Origin of the sequence: Duganella sp. Leaf61, assembly GCF_001421905.1 — a bacterium.
In the GTDB taxonomy this organism is placed as follows: Bacteria; Pseudomonadota; Gammaproteobacteria; order Burkholderiales; family Burkholderiaceae_D; genus Rugamonas; species Rugamonas zoogloeoides.
Genome location: NZ_LMLM01000028.1, coordinates 254,475 through 270,457, shown reverse-complemented (window position 1 = coordinate 270,457; position 15,983 = coordinate 254,475). Strand labels below are relative to the sequence as shown.

8 protein-coding genes are annotated in these 15,983 nt (G+C 66.5%); 2 read left to right on the top strand and 6 right to left on the bottom strand.

All coding sequences use genetic code 11. From position 1 onward, the window contains the following. Nucleotides 1-36 precede the first annotated feature (36 nt). The 6 genes from ASF04_RS16285 to ASF04_RS16260 all read right to left on the bottom strand — a co-directional run bounded on the left by ASF04_RS16285 (nucleotide 37) and on the right by ASF04_RS16260 (nucleotide 13,691). Nucleotides 37-1,806 carry a PAS domain S-box protein gene (locus ASF04_RS16285; RefSeq protein WP_056143806.1) on the bottom strand — a complete coding sequence of 590 codons (1,770 nt, stop codon included), beginning with the start codon at nucleotides 1,804-1,806 and terminating at the stop codon, nucleotides 37-39. Then, entirely contained in the window at nucleotides 1,793-4,378 is a 2,586-nt protein-coding gene (locus ASF04_RS16280) for a CheR family methyltransferase (RefSeq protein ID WP_229205075.1), read from the bottom strand. Before ASF04_RS16280 ends, ASF04_RS16285 begins: the two co-directional genes overlap by 14 nt. Nucleotides 4,379-4,500: 122 nt before the next feature. Beyond that, nucleotides 4,501-5,937, bottom strand: coding sequence for an efflux transporter outer membrane subunit (locus ASF04_RS16275; RefSeq protein WP_056143799.1), 1,437 nt, complete (start codon nucleotides 5,935-5,937; stop codon nucleotides 4,501-4,503). Beyond that, entirely contained in the window at nucleotides 5,934-9,230 is a 3,297-nt protein-coding gene (locus ASF04_RS16270; RefSeq protein WP_056143795.1) for an efflux RND transporter permease subunit, read from the bottom strand. Before ASF04_RS16270 ends, ASF04_RS16275 begins: the two co-directional genes overlap by 4 nt. After that, nucleotides 9,227-12,355, bottom strand: a complete 3,129-nt coding sequence (locus ASF04_RS16265) for an efflux RND transporter permease subunit (protein ID WP_056143790.1) — start codon at nucleotides 12,353-12,355, stop codon at nucleotides 9,227-9,229. Before ASF04_RS16265 ends, ASF04_RS16270 begins: the two co-directional genes overlap by 4 nt. Before the next feature lie 10 nt (nucleotides 12,356-12,365). Then, nucleotides 12,366-13,691 (bottom strand): MdtA/MuxA family multidrug efflux RND transporter periplasmic adaptor subunit, encoded by a 1,326-nt coding sequence (locus ASF04_RS16260; protein WP_056143787.1) that lies wholly within the window; start codon nucleotides 13,689-13,691, stop codon nucleotides 12,366-12,368. A gap of 247 nt (nucleotides 13,692-13,938) precedes the next feature. Here ASF04_RS16260 and ASF04_RS16255 point away from each other — a divergent pair, with 247 nt between their 5' ends. Together ASF04_RS16255 and ASF04_RS16250 are read left to right on the top strand one after the other, a co-directional pair. After that, nucleotides 13,939-14,682: a response regulator transcription factor gene (locus tag ASF04_RS16255; RefSeq protein WP_056143785.1), complete on the top strand. Its 744-nt coding sequence runs from the start codon at nucleotides 13,939-13,941 to the stop codon at nucleotides 14,680-14,682. Beyond that, nucleotides 14,679-15,980, top strand: a complete 1,302-nt coding sequence (locus ASF04_RS16250; protein ID WP_056143782.1) for a HAMP domain-containing sensor histidine kinase — start codon at nucleotides 14,679-14,681, stop codon at nucleotides 15,978-15,980. The genes ASF04_RS16255 and ASF04_RS16250 overlap by 4 nt, the downstream gene beginning before the upstream one ends. The last annotated feature ends 3 nt before the right edge of the window (nucleotides 15,981-15,983 follow it).

The window sequence follows — 15,983 nt, the reverse complement described above, 5'->3', positions numbered from 1 at the left end:
GTTGAAAGTCAGCGGCAGTATATTCCTTTTCCCGCGTCAGCTCCATACCAGGTCGATGCACAACGTGAGCCGGCAACCGCCGCCGGCCAGGTATGGCGCCACCTCGAGGTGGCCGCCCAGCGCCTGCACCCGCTGCGCCATGCCGATCAGGCCGAACGAGTCGCTCTTGGCGCGTCCTTCCGGCGCCAGGCCGATGCCGTTGTCGGCCACGGTGAAAGTGAGCCGCCCTTCGCGCACCGTGAGCGCAATCGCCACATGGGTAGCCTTGGCGTGGCGCCGCACGTTGGTCAGCGCCTCCTGCAGGCTGCGGAACAGCACGATCTCCACTTCCGGACCGATGGCCGCAAATTCGGCTTCGGGCGGCAACGACAGGTCGCAGGCAATGCCGCTGCGCTTGCGGAACTCGGCCGCCTGCCATTCGAGCGCTGCCTGCAAGCCCAGGTCCAGCACGGCCGGGCGCAGGTCGTTCATGATGCCGCGCACGCTGCGGATGGTGGCATCCACATGGTCGAGCGCGCACTGGGTGCGCCGGTGCAGGCGCGGATGGCGGCTGCCGGTACGCACGGCCAGCAGCGAGATGTCGATGCGCAGCGCCAGCAGGTTCTGTCCCAGCTCGTCGTGAACGTCGCGCGCAATGCGCTTGCGCTCCTCCTCCTTGACCGACTCCAGGTGCGCGGCGAGCTTGCGCAGCTGTTCACGCGACTGGAACAGCGCGGCCTCGGTGCGCTTGCGCTCGGCGATTTCCATGGTCAGCAGGCGGTTGGCGGCGGTCAGCTCGGCAGTGCGCGCCGCCACCCGCGCATCGAGGTCGCGCGACAGCGCCAGCAAGTCGGCATCGGCGCGCCGCCGCGCCGTCACATCGGAAAACACGCCGATGTAGCGGCTGATGGCGCCCTGCTCGTCGTGGATCACGGTGAGCGACATGCTGGCCACCCACGGCGTGCCGTCGCGCCGGCGGTTGTGCACGTCGCCTTCCCACTTGCCTTCCGTGCGCAAGCGCTGCATCGCGTCCGCGTGATAGCCGGGAGCATGGGCGCCGGGGTGGCCGAGGAAACGCGGATTGCGCCCCAGCGCTTCTTCCACCGCATAGCCGGTAATTGCGGTAAAGGCGCGGTTGACGGCGACGATATCGCAATTGGCATCGCACACCAGGACGCCCTCGCCCATGTGGTCAAGCACCTGGAACGCGCGCTGGCGCGCTGCCTCGCGCGCGCGGTCGCTGCCGATGTCAGTGAGGATCACGCGGAACTTGCGGGCGCCGGGATCGAGGTTGACGTCCAGGTGGACCTGACGGCCCTCCCCGCCGCCGTTACCGGGCTTGCGCGGATCGAACAGCGGCAGCTCCAGGGTGCCGCGCTGGCCGTGTTCGAGCACCCCGGCCAGGAACCGCCGCAGGACGGCCTGCGCCGATGCCGCCACGAACTGCTCGAAGCGCCGGCCCGGCAGCGCATCGCGCGGCAGTCCGAGCAGCTCGCCGGCCGCGACATTGGCGCGCGTGATGCCGCCTTCGGCATCGAGCGACAGGTAGCCCACCGGGGCCTGGTCGTACAGCACGGCATAGCGCTCGCGCCCTTCTTCGGCCTCGTCGCGTTCCGACTGCAGCTCGGCCAGGGCAAGGGTTTGCATGTCCAGCTCGATCTGGCTCACCTGCAGCTCGTGCCAGTGGCGCAGTGCGTCGCTGTCGGCGCCCGGCGGCGCCTGCACGCCGCTCGATGCCATCGCCGCCACCGCCTGCTCGGCAGCTTCGCGCAACTGGTCGGCCGCCAGCGGCTGGCGCGGCGATCTTTTCAGGTCACGCCGCGCCATTTTGCATCGACCGCAACTGCGCCTCCAGTTGCTTCGCCTCGGTGATGTTGATGAAGGTGACCACCACGCCGTCGATCACGTTGTCCACCGTCCGGTAAGGCATGATGCGCACCGTGTACCAGCCGCCGCTGCGGGTAGGCACGTGCTTCTCGCACACCACCAGCGTGCGCAACACGCCTTCGGCATCCGCTTCCAGGCCCGGGTAATCGAGGTCGCTGGCAATGTCGCTGAGCAGGCGCTGCACATCGCCGGGAATCAATTTGTAGATGCGCGTGGCCTGGTCGGTGTAGCGGCGGATACGCAAGGCGTTATCGAGGAAGATGGTGGCGATGTCGGTGCTGTTGAGCAGGTTCTTCATGTCGCCGTTGATCAGCGACAGGTCGTCTACCTTCGACTGCAGTTCGGCGTTGACCGTGTACAGCTCCTCGTTCAGCGACTGCATTTCCTCCTTCGAGGTGGTCAGTTCCTCGTTGGTCGATTGCAGCTCCTCGTTGGTCGATTGCAGTTCCTCGTTGGCGGACTTGAGCTCCTCCCGCGAGGCCTGCATTTCGTCGCGCACGGCCTGGATTTCCAGCCGCGCCTGTGCCAGTTTCTGCTCCAGTTCCAGCACCAGCGGCTGGACTGGACGCGGACGGCGTTTTTGCGGCGGCAGCGCGCAACTGGTAAAAGTGACCATGACGGTACCGGCCAGCGGGCCGCTGCGCGGCATCGCTTCCGCCGTGATGTCGAGCGAACGCGCAGGGCGGCCGTGGGCATCCTGCTGGATCAGGCCGCGCGTTTCCACCATCTGCTCGGCCTGCGCCGCGTTTTGCACCAGCGCCGCCAATTCGTGGCGCAGGCCATCGCGCGCCATGGCGTGAATATTCCAGTTGGCCTTGCCGGCCGCCGGCTCCAGGAACTCGCCGGTACGCCCGTGGATATAAAGAATATCGCCGTCTGCATTAAGCAGCACGGCTGCCGGCGAGTGCTTGCGCAACAGCTGTTGCTCGACCTGGGTTTGCAGGTTTTCTTTCATGATGGCCTGGCCGATCTGAGGTGTGGCGGGCAGTGCCGCATTGGTGGCCCGCGTAGGGAAGTAGCTGGAAACGCGCCCGGGTTCCGCATCGAGCCGGCGGTACACGCGGCTGGTGCCGGGCAGCGGTGCGAACAGCTCGTGGAAGCGGCCCGGCGTATCGGCACTGCCCAGCACCAGCAGGGCGTTGCGCTTGAGCGCGTAATGAAATAGCGGAATCAGTTGCGCCTGCAGACGCGGCGTGAAATAGATCAGCAGGTTGCGGCAGCACAGGATATCGAGCTTGGTAAACGGCGGATCGGAAATCAGGTTCTGGCGCGCGAAGATGATGGAACTGCGCAAGTCCTTGCGGATACGGTAGCCGCCGTTGTCGGCCGGCGTGAAATAACGGCGCAGCCGTTCGGGCGCGATGTTGTCGGCAATAGCGGCATGGAACTGCCCCTGGCGCGCGCGGTCGATGGCGTCGCCATCGAGGTCGGTGGCGAAGATTTGCAGCGTGAAGCGCGCGGCCGGGCGTAACCGTTCGAGCACTTCGTCGAAGGAGATGGCCAGCGAATACGCCTCCTCGCCGGTGGAGCAGGCCGGCACCCAGGCCTTGAACGCAGCGCCGTCCGGGTGCGAGGCCAGCAAGCGCGGCAGCGCCTGACTACCGAGGTAATCCCACACGGCCGCATCGCGAAAAAAGCTGGTCACGCCGATCAGCAGCTCCTTGAACAGTAACTCGATTTCCGCCGGGTTGTCGGCCATCCAGCGCACGTAGTCGGGCAAGGTGGCGCACTGGCGCAGCTTCATGCGGCGGTCGATGCGGCGCATTACGGTACTGAGCTTGTAATCGGCAAAGTTGGCGCCAGTGTGCTGGAGCAGCAGCTGGTACATCTGCTGCAAGGCCGCGCGCTGGTCGTCGGCCTGCATCAGCAGCGTGCCTGTCTGGTCGTTCGCGCGGCGGCGGCGCCAGTTGGCCACCTGCGCCGCCATCTCGGCCGGCAGCGCCACGATGTCCACCGCGTGCGCGGCAATCGCGCTGGCCGGCATGGGGTCGAAGCGCGCCGATGCCGGCAATTGCGCCATGGTCAGGCCGCCGGCATCGCGGATCGCTGCCAGGCCGATGGTGCCGTCGGCGCCGGCGCCAGACAGCGTAATGCCCACGGCATGCTCACCGCAGCAAGCGGCGAGCGCGCGGAAAAAACTGTCGATCGGATGGCGCCCGTCGGCCGGCCGGACGGTAAAGCAACCGCTGTCGAAGCCGCAAACGCCGCTGGCCGGCGCCACGTACACATGGTCGGCTTGCACCGCCGCACCATGCGCCAGCTCGACTACCGGCATGCGCGTCACGCGTTGCAGCAACTGCGGCAGGATCGACTGCTGCGACGGATCGCGGTGCTGCACCACTACGTAGGCAAAGCCGCTGGCCGGCGCCACGCTGGCCAGGAATTCGCAGATGGGATCGAAACCGCCGGCAGAAGCGCCGATGCCCACGACCGGCACCTGTCCGGCTTGAACGCACCCCTGCCCGCTGTCTGGTACAGCCGGGACTTCGGGGGAAGCGCTGGAGGTATTCATGGTGGCGTCCGGGCGCGGTGGCGTGGCGAAAAAGGATAGCTTGCCAGATTATTATAGCAAAGCGTCTTGCTTTTCCACCCCTGCCCTATGGCAGTCGCCGCGCCCGCAACGCTGGCCGGCCGCTACTGCGCCGCCACGTGCCAGCCGCCGCCGAGCGACTGAATCAGCGCCACCGCCGTGGTCTGGCGGTCGCCCTGGGCCTGGATCAAAGCGCGGCGCGCGTTGAGCGCGGTGGTCTGGGCGGTCACCACCTCGGTGTAGTTGACCTGGCCGGCGCGGTAGCGGTTGAGCATTTGCGCCTCCACCTGGTCGGCCGCTTCCGATGCGGCGCGACGCAATTCGAGCTGCAACGCCAGCGCGCGCGTGGCCGACAGCTGGTTTTCCACGTCCGCAAACGCGGTCAGCACGGTCTGGCGGTAGCTGGCAATGGCGGCGTCGCGCGAGGCCTCCGCGCCGGCCACGCGGGCCTTGATGGCGCCGGCGTCGAACAGCGTTTGCGCCGCCGACAGGCCCAGCGACCACAGGTTGTTCGATGCGTTGAACAGGCCGCCGGTGGCGCTGGAGCCGAAGCCGTACGAGCCGCTCAGGGTCAGGCTCGGGAAGTAGGCGGCGCGCGCAATGCCGATCTGCGCATTGGCCACGGCCACCCGGCGCTCGGCGGTAGCAATGTCGGGCCGGCGTTGCAGCAAGGTCGAGGGCACGCCGGTCGGCACATCGGGCACCACCACGGCCCACTTGGCGGGAGCAATGGCAAAGTCGCTGGCGGCGCGGCCCAGCAGGACCGCGATCGCATGTTCGAGCACGGCGCGCTGGCGCACCAGGCTCACCTGGTCGATGCGGGCATTGGCCAGCTGGGTTTGCGCCTGCAGCAGGTCCGACTTGGCGGTGACGCCGGCATCAAAACGGTTCTGGGTAATTTGCAGCACCCGCTCGTAGCCCTCGGTAGTGGCGTCGAGCAGCTCCTTCTGGGCGTCGGTCATGCGCAGCGACAGGTAATTGGTGGCCAATTCACCTTGCGCGGACAGGCGCGCGGCGGCCAGGTCGGCAGCGCTGGCCTGCAAGCTGGCCTCGGCGCTGTTGGCGCCGGCGCGCAGCTTGCCCCACACGTCCGGCTCCCAGCTGGCGCCGATGCTGGTGCGGTAGGCATTGGTGGCGCGGGTGTCGCCGCCACCGCCGGTGCGGTTGGCGGTGGCGGACAAATCGACCACCGGGAACAGCGCCGCGCGCTGCTCGGCCACCAGCGCCCGGGCCTGCGCGTAATTGGCTGCGGCCACCGCCACGTTCTGGTTGGTCACTTCCAGGCTGGCGGCCATCTGGTTCAGCTGCTCGTCGCCGAACAGCTGCCACCACGGGCCGCGCTCGAGCATGTCGGCCGGCGTGGCCTCGGTCCAGCCGGCGGCCACTTTCTCGGCGGCGGGCGCGGTTTCCTTGAAGGCCGCAGGGCTTGGGGTGGCGGGCACCTGGTAGGCGGGACCGACCGCGCAGCCGCTCGCCAGCAGCGCAGACGCCAAGGTCAGGACAATGGTCGCAGGACGGAAAACAGGTACTTGTGTGCTCATGGTGTGGTCGGCGCCGCAGTTGCCTGCTCGCCGTGGATTCTGCTCAGTTGTTGTTCGGACGGGCTGCGGCGACGCAGCTTGTCCATCAGGATGTACACCACCGGCGTGGTGAAAAGGGTCAGCAGCTGGCTGGCGATCAGGCCGCCGACGATGGTCACGCCCAGCGGACGGCGCAATTCGGAGCCTTCGCCAAAGCCGATCGCCAGCGGCAGCGCGCCCAGCGCGGCAGCCACGGTGGTCATCAGAATCGGGCGGAAGCGCAGCAGGCATGCCTCGCGCACTGCCTCCAGCGGTGACAGCCCACGCGAACGCTCGGCCTCCAGCGCAAAGTCGATGATCAGAATGGCGTTCTTCTTGACGATGCCGATCAACAGGAAAATCCCGATCAGGGCGATGGTCGAGAACTCCATCTTGAACAGCAACAGCGCCAGCACGGCGCCCACGCCTGCCGACGGCAAGGTAGTCAGCACGGTCACCGGGTGTACCAGGCTTTCGTACAGGATGCCCAGCACGATGTAGATCACCACGATGGCGGCCAGGATCAGCAGCGGCAGCGCCTTGTTGCTGTCCTGGGCGTTCTTGGCCGAGCCCTGGAAGCTGCCGCGCACATTGTTCGGCAGGCCGATCGCCGCCTCGGCGGCGGCAATCTGCACCGTTGCGTCGGACAGGCTCACGCCCTCCACCAGGTTGAAGGCGATGGTGGTGGCCAGTTCGCCGTCCTGGTGGTTGATCGAGGTGGCCGTGGAACTCTCGGCAAATGTGGCCACCGCCGACAGCGGCACCATGGTGGTGGCAGAGGTGCTCAGCGCGGACCCGGACGAAGCGTCGCGCACCGCCGGCGCCGACACGTTGGCCGCCAGGCCGGTGCTGCTGGCCGTGGTGGTGGTGCCGCTGGCGGTGGTCGTGGTGGTGGTCGCAGCGGGAGCGCCGCTGGGATTGGACGCCGTGGGCGACGGCAGCCCCTTCGACGGCACATACACATCCTTGAGCGACTCGGGACTGCGGCTGTACTCGCGCGCCACTTCCATGATCACGTGGTACTGGTTGACCTCATCGTATATGGTGGCTACCTGGCGCTGGCCAAAGCTGTTGTACAGCGCATTGTCGATGTCCCTGGACGTGATACCCAGGCGTGATGCACTGTCCTTGTCCACCGTGACATAGGTTTCCACGCCATTCTCGGCCTGGTCGCTATCGACGTCGATCATGCCGGGCTGGCCTCTCATGGCCTCGGCCAGGCGCGTGGCCCATTTTTTCAGATCGGCCTCGTTGTCGCTCTTGAGCGTATACTGGTAGTTGGCGTTGGCCGAGCGACCGCCCGAACGCAAGTCCTGCACGGGGCTCAGGAACAGGCTCACGCCGGTCACCTTGGCCAGTTTCGGCCGCAGGCGCGCCAGTACGGCGTTGCCGGCCACGGTGCGCTCGTTGGCGGGTTTGAGGTTGATGAACATGAAGCCGCCGCCGGCACGCCGCCCGCCGGTAAAGCCCACCACGGTAGCGACATCGGGATCGTCCTTGATGATGTTCACCAGTTGGCGCAGCTTGCCCTGCATGGCCTGGAACGAGATGCTCTGGTCGGCGCGGATGCCGCCGTTGATCTGGCCAGTATCCTGCTGCGGGAAGCCGCCCTTGGGAATGGCCGCGAACAGGTAAAAGTTCAGGCCCACCACGAACAGCAATCCCAGCATCACCAGCCACACGCTCGACAAGGCCCAATCCAGGCCATGCTCGTAGCCTTTCAGGATGCGGTCGAAACCGCGCTCGAACACGCGCGCAATGCGGCCCGGCTTGGCGGTGTGCTGGTCGGCCTTGAGCAGCCAGGCGCACATCATCGGTGTGGTGGTGAGCGACACCACCAGCGAAATCATCACCGCCGCCGACAGGGTGACGGCAAACTCCTTGAACAGCGCGCCGAACTGGCCGCCCATGAACAAGAGCGGAATGAACACCGCGATCAGGGACAGGCTGATGGACAGCACGGTAAAACCCACCTCGCGCGCACCGAGCAATGCCGCTGTCATGCGGTCCATGCCGGCCTCGATATGACGCGTGGTATTTTCCAGCACCACGATGGCGTCATCGACCACGAAGCCGGTGGCCACCGTCAGCGCCATCAGCGACAGGTTGTTGAGTGAAAAGCCGAGCAAATACATCACACCGAAAGTGCCGAGCAGCGAGACGATGGTGGCCACGGCCGGAATGATGGTGGCGCGCAGGTTGCGCAGGAAGGCGCTCACCACCAGCACCACCAGCAGGATCGAGATGATCAGCGTGATTTCGATTTCGTGCAGCGAGGAGCGGATGGAATTGGTGCTGTCGCTGGCAACCGACACCGTCACATCGGGCGGCAACTGCGCCTGCAAGGCAGGCAGTTGCGCACGCACGCTGTCCACGGTCTCGATCACGTTGGCGCCGGCCTGGGGCCGCAGCAGCACGACGATGGCCGGCTGGCCGTTGAATAGGCCCAGGTTGTTCTGGTCTTCCACGCCATCGACCACTTCGGCCACATCCTGCAGGCGGATGGCGGTGCCGTCGCGCCAGCCCACCACCAGGTTGCGGTAGTTGGCGGCGCTGCGGCCGCCCTCCCCGTTCACCGATTCGGTATAGATTTGCAGCCGGCGGCCGTCGCCCTGCAGGGCGCCGCGCGGGCGGTTGGCGTTGGTGGCCTGGATGGCGGCGCGTACGTCCTCCATCGACAGGCCCACCTTGTTGAGCGTGTACGGGTTCAGTTCCACCCGCACCGCCGGCAGCGAACCGCCGCCCAGCTCCACGTCGCCGATGCCGTCCACCTGCGACAGGCGCTGCACCACCACGTTGGAGACGGCATCGTAGATCTGGCCCGGCGTGCGCGTCTTGGACGTCAGCGCCAGGATCATTACCGGCGAGCCGGACGTATTGGCCTTGCGGTAGGTGGGGTTGCTGCGCAGCGTGGCCGGCAGATCGACCCGGCTGGCGTTGATTGCCGCCTGCACTTCGCGCGCCACCGCATCGACGTTACGATTGAGATCGAACTGCAAGGTGACGTTGGCGCTGCCCGTGTTCGAGCTCGAGGTCATTTCGTTGACCCCGGCGATGACGCCCAGGTGCCGTTCGAGCGGCGTGGCCACGCTCGACGCCATGGTCGAGGGGCTGGCGCCCGGCAGGCTGGCCGACACCGAAATGACCGGGAAATCCACCTGCGGCAGCGGCGCCACCGGCAGCACGAAGAACGCGCCGATGCCGGCCAGCGCCAGGCCGATCGTCAGCAGGACGGTGGCGATCGGCCGCTTGACGAAGGGCGACGACAGGTTCACAGCGCACCGCCTTCGACCGGATACGCATCATCGTGCTTGCGGGCCGGCTGACCACCAAAGCGGCGTCCCAGGCTGTCGAAGGCAAGATAGATCACCGGCGTGGTAAACAGCGTGAGCAGCTGGCTGACGATCAGGCCACCGAAGATGGCCAGGCCCAGTGGCCGGCGCAGCTCGGCGCCCTCGCCCCAGCCCAGCATCAGCGGCACGGCTGCAAACAGCGCCGCCAGCGTGGTCATGATGATGGGGCGGAAGCGCAGCAGCGCGGCCTGATGGATCGCGTCGCGCGGCGACTTGCCGCCTTCGCGCTCGGCCTCGATGGCAAAGTCGATCATCATGATGGCGTTCTTCTTGACGATGCCGATCAGCAGGATGATGCCGATAATGCCGATCACCCCCAGGTCCTGGCCCGTGATCATCAGCGCCAGCAGCGCGCCCACGCCGGCCGACGGCAAGGTGGACAGGATGGTCAGCGGATGCACATAGCTCTCGTACAGCACGCCGAGCACGATGTACACGCACACCACCGCCGCCAGGATCAGCCACAGCTGGTTGGACAGCGAATTCTGGTACGCGCCCGAAGCGCCGAGGAAGGTCAGCGTGACCGACTGCGGGAACTTGATTTCCACGGCGGCCTGGCGAATCGCATCCACGGCGGTACCGAGCGAGACGCCGCTGGCGGTGTCGAAACCGAGCGTGGTGGCCGGATACTGCGCCACGTGCGTGACCTGCAACGGCGCCGGCCGCTCGCTGATGGTGGCCACCGCCGACAGCGGCGTAGCCTTGCCCGAGCCGGTACGCAATTGCAGGTTGATCAGGTCCTGCGGCGACGTGATGGAATCATTCTTCGCTTCCAGGATCACGCGGTACTGGTTGGTCTCGGTGAAGATGGTGGAAACGATGCGCTGGCCGAAGGCGCTGTACAGCGCATCGTCGATCGATGCAGCGGTGACCGACAGGCGCGACGCCGTATCGCGGTCGATCGAGATGTACGCGGCATTGGCGCTGGCGCCCACGTCGGACACCACGTTGCGCAGCTCCTTCTTGGTCCGCATCTGGTCGGCCAGCTTGGTGGCCCACTCGTTGACGGTGGCGTTATCGGCCCCCTCGATCGACACGCGGAACTGGGTGGGTCCCGATTCGGCGTCAATGGTCAGATCCTGGGTCGGTTGCAGGTACAAGGTCATGCCCGGAATCTGCGCCACGCGTGAACGCAGGCGGTCCATGATGTCCTGCTGGTTGCCGGAGCGGTCGTGTTTCAGGTTGATCAGCATGCTGCCGGTGTGGAGCATGCTGTTGTTGGCCGCGTCCACGCCGACCACGGAGCTGAGCGTGCCCACGGCCGGATCGTCGAGGATGGCGCGCGCAGCCTGCTGCTGCAGTTCCGCCATGCGCGCATACGAGACGGCCTTGCCGGTTTCCAGGCGCGCCTGCAACTGGCCCGTGTCCTGCGTCGGGAACAGGCCTTTCGGGATGGCGATGTACAGCAGCACGGTGAGCAGCATGGTGCCCAAGGCGACCAGCAAGGTCAGGCCGCTGCGCGCGATCACCCAGGTGAGCGAACGGTCGTAGTGGCCCACCACCCAGTCGAAGAAATGCTGGAACTTGATGGCGAAACGGCTCGGCTTTTCCTCGCCGTGCGGTTTCAGCCAGCGCGCCGACATCATCGGCACCAGGGTCAGAGACACCACGGCTGAAATCAAAATGGTGATTGCCAGCGCCATCGCGAACTCGCGGAACAGCCGGCCCACCACGTCGCCCATGAACAGCAGCGGAATCAGCACCGCGATCAGCGAAACCGTCAGCGAGATGATGGTAAAGCCGATCTGCTTGGCGCCGCGCAGCGCGGCCGGCATCGGTGCGTCGCCCTCTTCGATGTAGCGGGCGATGTTTTCGATCATGACGATGGCGTCATCGACCACGAAGCCGGTGGCAATGGTGAGCGCCATCAGCGACAGGTTGTTCAGGCTGTAGCCGAGCAAATACATCACGCCGCAGGTGCCGATCAGCGAGATCGGCACCGACAGGCTGGCGATGATGGTCGCGCGCATGCTGTGCAGGAAGGCGAAGATCACCAGCACCACCAGCACCACGGCCAGCAGCAGCTCCATGCCCACGTGCTTGACCGAGGCGCGGATGCCGGTGGTGCGGTCGCTCAGCACCTCGACCTTGATCGCGCCCGGCAGGCCCGCTTCCAGTTCCGGCAGGCGTGCCTTGATGGCGTCCACGGTGGCGATCACGTTGGCGCCGGGCTGGCGCTGGACGTTGAGGATGATGGCCTGTTTGAGGTCGTTCTGCGAGCCGGCCCAGGCGCCCAGTTCCACGTTCTCGGCGCTATCGACCACCTGCGCCACGTCGGACAGGCGCACCGGGGCGCCGTTCTTATAAGTCAGCACCAGGTCGCGGTAGTCCTTGGCGGTGACCAGCTGGTCGTTGGCGTTGATGGTGTAGGCGCGCGTGGGGCCGTCGAAACTGCCCTTGGCGCCGTTGGAGTTGGACGACGTGATCACCGTGCGCAGCGTATCGAGCCCCAGCCCGTACGATGCCAGCAGGTTCGTATCGGCCTGGATGCGCACGGCCGGGCGCTGGCCGCCGGACAGGGTCACCAGGCCCACGCCCGAGACCTGCGAGATTTTCAGCGCCAGGCGGGTGTTGACGATGTTCTGCACTTCCGTCAGCGGCATGGTGTCGGACGTGATCGCCAAGGTGAGTACCGGCGCGTCGGCCGGGTTGACCTTGGCGTACACGGGCGGCGCCGGCAAATCGGTAGGCAGCAGCGACGTGCCGGCGTTGATGGCGGCCTGCACTTCCTGCTCGGCCACTTCCAGCGTCTGGCCCAGGCCGAACTGCAGGGTGATGATGGACACGCCGGCGGCGCTGGTGGAACTCATGCGCTGCAAGCCCGACATCTGGCCGAACTGGCGTTCCAGCGGCGCGGTCACGGTCTGGCCCATTACCTCCGGGCTGCCGCCCGGGTACAGCGTTTGCACCTGGATGGTGGGAAAATCGACTTGCGGCAGCGCCGACAGCGGCAGGAACTTGAAGCCTACCAGGCCGGCCAGCACGATCGCCAGCATCAGCAGCGAGGTCGCTACCGGCCGCTGGATAAAGGGAGCGGATGGACTCATGAATGGTCCCTCACTGCGCCGCGGCCTGATCTTTGCGGCGGCGATGCTCGCCGGCCGGCGCGGCGCCGTCGGCGGCCTTGGCGCCGGCAGCGCCCTGGTGGTTGCCGGAACCAGGCAGCGTGACCTTGGCGCCCTCTTTCAGGCGGTCGGCGCCTTCGGTGATGACTTTTTCGCCGACCTGCAGGCCGCTGGAGATTTGCACCTTGTCTACCGTCGCTTCGCCGCGCGTAATGCTGCGCATGGTGACGGTCTTGTCTTCCTTGAGCACCCAGACAAAATCGCCCTTGGCGCCGTGGCGCACGGCGTTCACCGGCACCATGATGGCGTCCTTGATAGTGCGCAGTTCCAGCCGCACGTTGACGAACTGGCTCGGGAACAGCGTCGATTTGTCGTTGGCAAAGCGGGCCTTGGCCTTGACGGTGCCGGTCTGGGTATCGACCTGGTTGTCCAGCGCCGCGAACTTGCCGCTGTCGAGCGTGTTGGTGCGGGTGCGGTCGAGCGCCAGCGCCGGCAGCGCGGCATTCTCGTTAATGCGCTGCATCAGGTTCGGCACGCTGTCCTGCGGGATCGAGAACTCGACGTCGATCGGCGACATCTGCGTGATCACGGCAATGCCGGTGGAGTCGCCGGAACTGACCAGGTTACCGATATCGACCACGCGCAAGCCCACGCGGCCGGTGATCGGCGCGATGACCTTGGTGTAGCCGAGATTGAGCTTGGCCGTGCCTTCGGCTGCGCGGTCGGTCATGACGGTGCCTTCGAGCTGCTTGACCAGCGCGGCCTGGGTATCGACGTCCTGGCGCGCGATCGAGTCCTGTTTCAACAGGGTGTTATAGCGTTCGAGTGTGAGCTTGGCGTTTTCCAGCTGCGCCTCGTCGCGCTGGCGCTGGCCGCTGGCCTGCAGCAGCGACATTTCGAACTGGCGCGGATCGATCTGCGCCAGCACCTGGCCGGCCTTGACCATCTGGCCTTCCTTGAACAGCACTTTTTGCAGGATGCCGGTCACTTGCGGGCGCACCGTGGTGGTGGCTGCAGCGGTGACCGTGCCAAGCGCTTCGAGCGTGACCGGGATGTCGGCCTTTTCCGCTGTGGCCACGCCCACCGTGGTGGCGGGCATGCCGCGCCGGTTGCCGCCACCGGGGCCGCCGGGGCCAGGACCACCGGGACCGGCAGCGCCCGGAGCACCAGGCACGGGCGCCGCCGGCTGGTGCGTCAGATACCAGGCCAGCCCTCCCAGCCCTGCCATCGCCGCGACGGCGATCACGCCACCGATGATTTTTGAACGGCGGCTTTTGGGGCGGTTGAGATTCGAATTTGGCTTGGCTGGTGTTTCCATTATTGTCCCTGTTTGTATGCTGGCGAATCAGAATGCGTGGACTCTAGCACAAGGCCCCTGCCCTGTCAGTTGCCCATGCACAGCCGATACAAACTCGCTACAAAGTCGTGGACAATCAAGGACTTCAGCCACACTTCCTTCAACTAGCTTTACATTTCTTTACCGGCGTGACATCGGCCCGATACCGCCGCCCGCGACAATCTCCCCCATCGCTTAAACTGCGGCGGCAACGCTGTAAAATGATCTGATGATGACCACCCCACCCGAACCCGCCAACCGCATCCTGCTGGTGGAAGACGATCCCCGCCTGGCAGACATGCTCACCGAATACCTGACCCAGGCAGGCTTTCGCGTCACCCACGCCCCCAACGGCCGCGAGGCCGTCGTGCACATCGCCGCCGGCCAGGCCGACGCCGTGATCCTCGACCTGATGCTGCCCGACATGGACGGCCTCGACGTATGCCGCCAGGCGCGCGCCGTCTCCGACGTGCCGGTGCTGATGCTCACCGCGCGCGGCGACGCCATCGACCGTATCGTCGGCCTGGAAATGGGCGCCGACGACTACCTGCCCAAGCCGTTCGAACCGCGCGAGCTGCTGGCCCGCCTGCGCGCCATCCTGCGCCGCCGCGTGGACGTCGGCCTTGGCCGCGCCGACCAGCGCGGTGGCCCGTCCGGTTCCCACGACTTCCTGCGCTTCGGCCGGCTGGAAATCGATTCAGCCTCGCATTCGGCAAAGCTTGACGGCGTACCGTGCGAACTGACTGCCTACCAGTTCGACCTGCTGCTGGTGCTGGCCCGCCACGCCGGCCGCGTACTCTCGCGCGACAGCCTGATGGAACTGCTCAAGGGCGAACCGATCGAAGCGTTCGACCGCTCGATCGACGTCCACATGTCGCGCATCCGCGCCGCCGTCGAGGACGACCCGAAAAAGCCGCGCCGCATCATCACCGTGCGCGGCGCGGGCTACCTGTTCGCCAAGGTGCAGGATTGAGCGCAATACGGCCTGCGCCTGCGGCGCCCAAAGCTGGACTGTTCCAGCGCTTTTCGCGCGGCTTGCCGCGCCTGTACTTCAGCTTTTACGTGGCGCTGCTGGTCGTGCTGCTGCTGTTCGCCATGGCGGTGCTGCAATCGTGGGGCCGCTCGGGCGGGCCGCTGGAGCGCTCCAACGCCACCCTGTCGCGGGTGATGATGAACGTGCTGGCGCCGCTAGATGCCCCGCACGCCCAGCAGCAGGCCGCGCTGGAAAAGGTGGCGGCCGGCCTGAACGCCCACATGACGCTCTACACGCGCGACTGGCGGCCGCTGGCCGTGGTCGGCGACCTGATCCCGGCGCGCCACTGGCGCCAGCGCGGCATCACCGGCCCGCCGCCCGAATCGTACGTGCGCCTGCCCGACGGCCGGCGGCTGCTGTCGAGCGAGCCGCTCGGCTTCATCCGGCCCAAGGCGGCGCTGCAAAACACCATGCTGATGCTGGCGCTGGTGATCGGCGTGGCGGCGTTTCCGCTGGTACGGCGACTGACCAAGCGCCTCGAGCGCCTGCAACAGGGCGTGGAATCGCTGGGCGCCGGCGACCTGACGGCGCGCGTCAAAGTGGAAGGCAATGACGAAGTGGCGCGCCTGGCGCAAAGTTTTAACAGCGCCGCCGACAAGATCGAGCAGTTGGTGGGCGCCCATAAAACCCTGCTGGCCAACGCCTCGCACGAACTGCGCACGCCACTGGCGCGCATCCGCCTGGCGCTGGAACTGGTGAAGGACAACGTGGAACCCAAACGGCGCGCCGGACTGGAACAGGACATCGCGGAGCTGAACGACCTGCTCGACGAAATCCTGCTGGCCAGCCGCCTCGGTGCGCTCACCGACACCACCCAGTACGAAGAGATCGACCTGCTGGCGCTGGCGGCCGAAGAATGCGCGCGCTACGACGAGGCGCTGCTCGACGGCCAATCAGCCGTGCTGCAAGGCGACCCGCGCCTGCTGCGCCGCCTGCTGCGCAACCTGCTGGAAAACGCCTACCGCCACGGTGTGCCGCCGGTGCACGTGACCATCGCTGCCGAAACAGGCATGGCGCGCTTGTTGGTGTGGGACCAGGGGCCGGGCATACCGGAAGAGGAATTTGAACGCGTGTTCGAGCCGTTTTACCGCCGCCGCAACACCCGCGACAACAGTGGCGCGGGATTGGGCCTGGCGTTGATCAGGCAAATCGCGCGCCGCCATGGCGGCGAGGCGCGCTGTGTGCTGCGCGGAGACGGGGGCAGCTGCTTCGAGATTACGTTGCCGCTGCCCGCGTAAAAC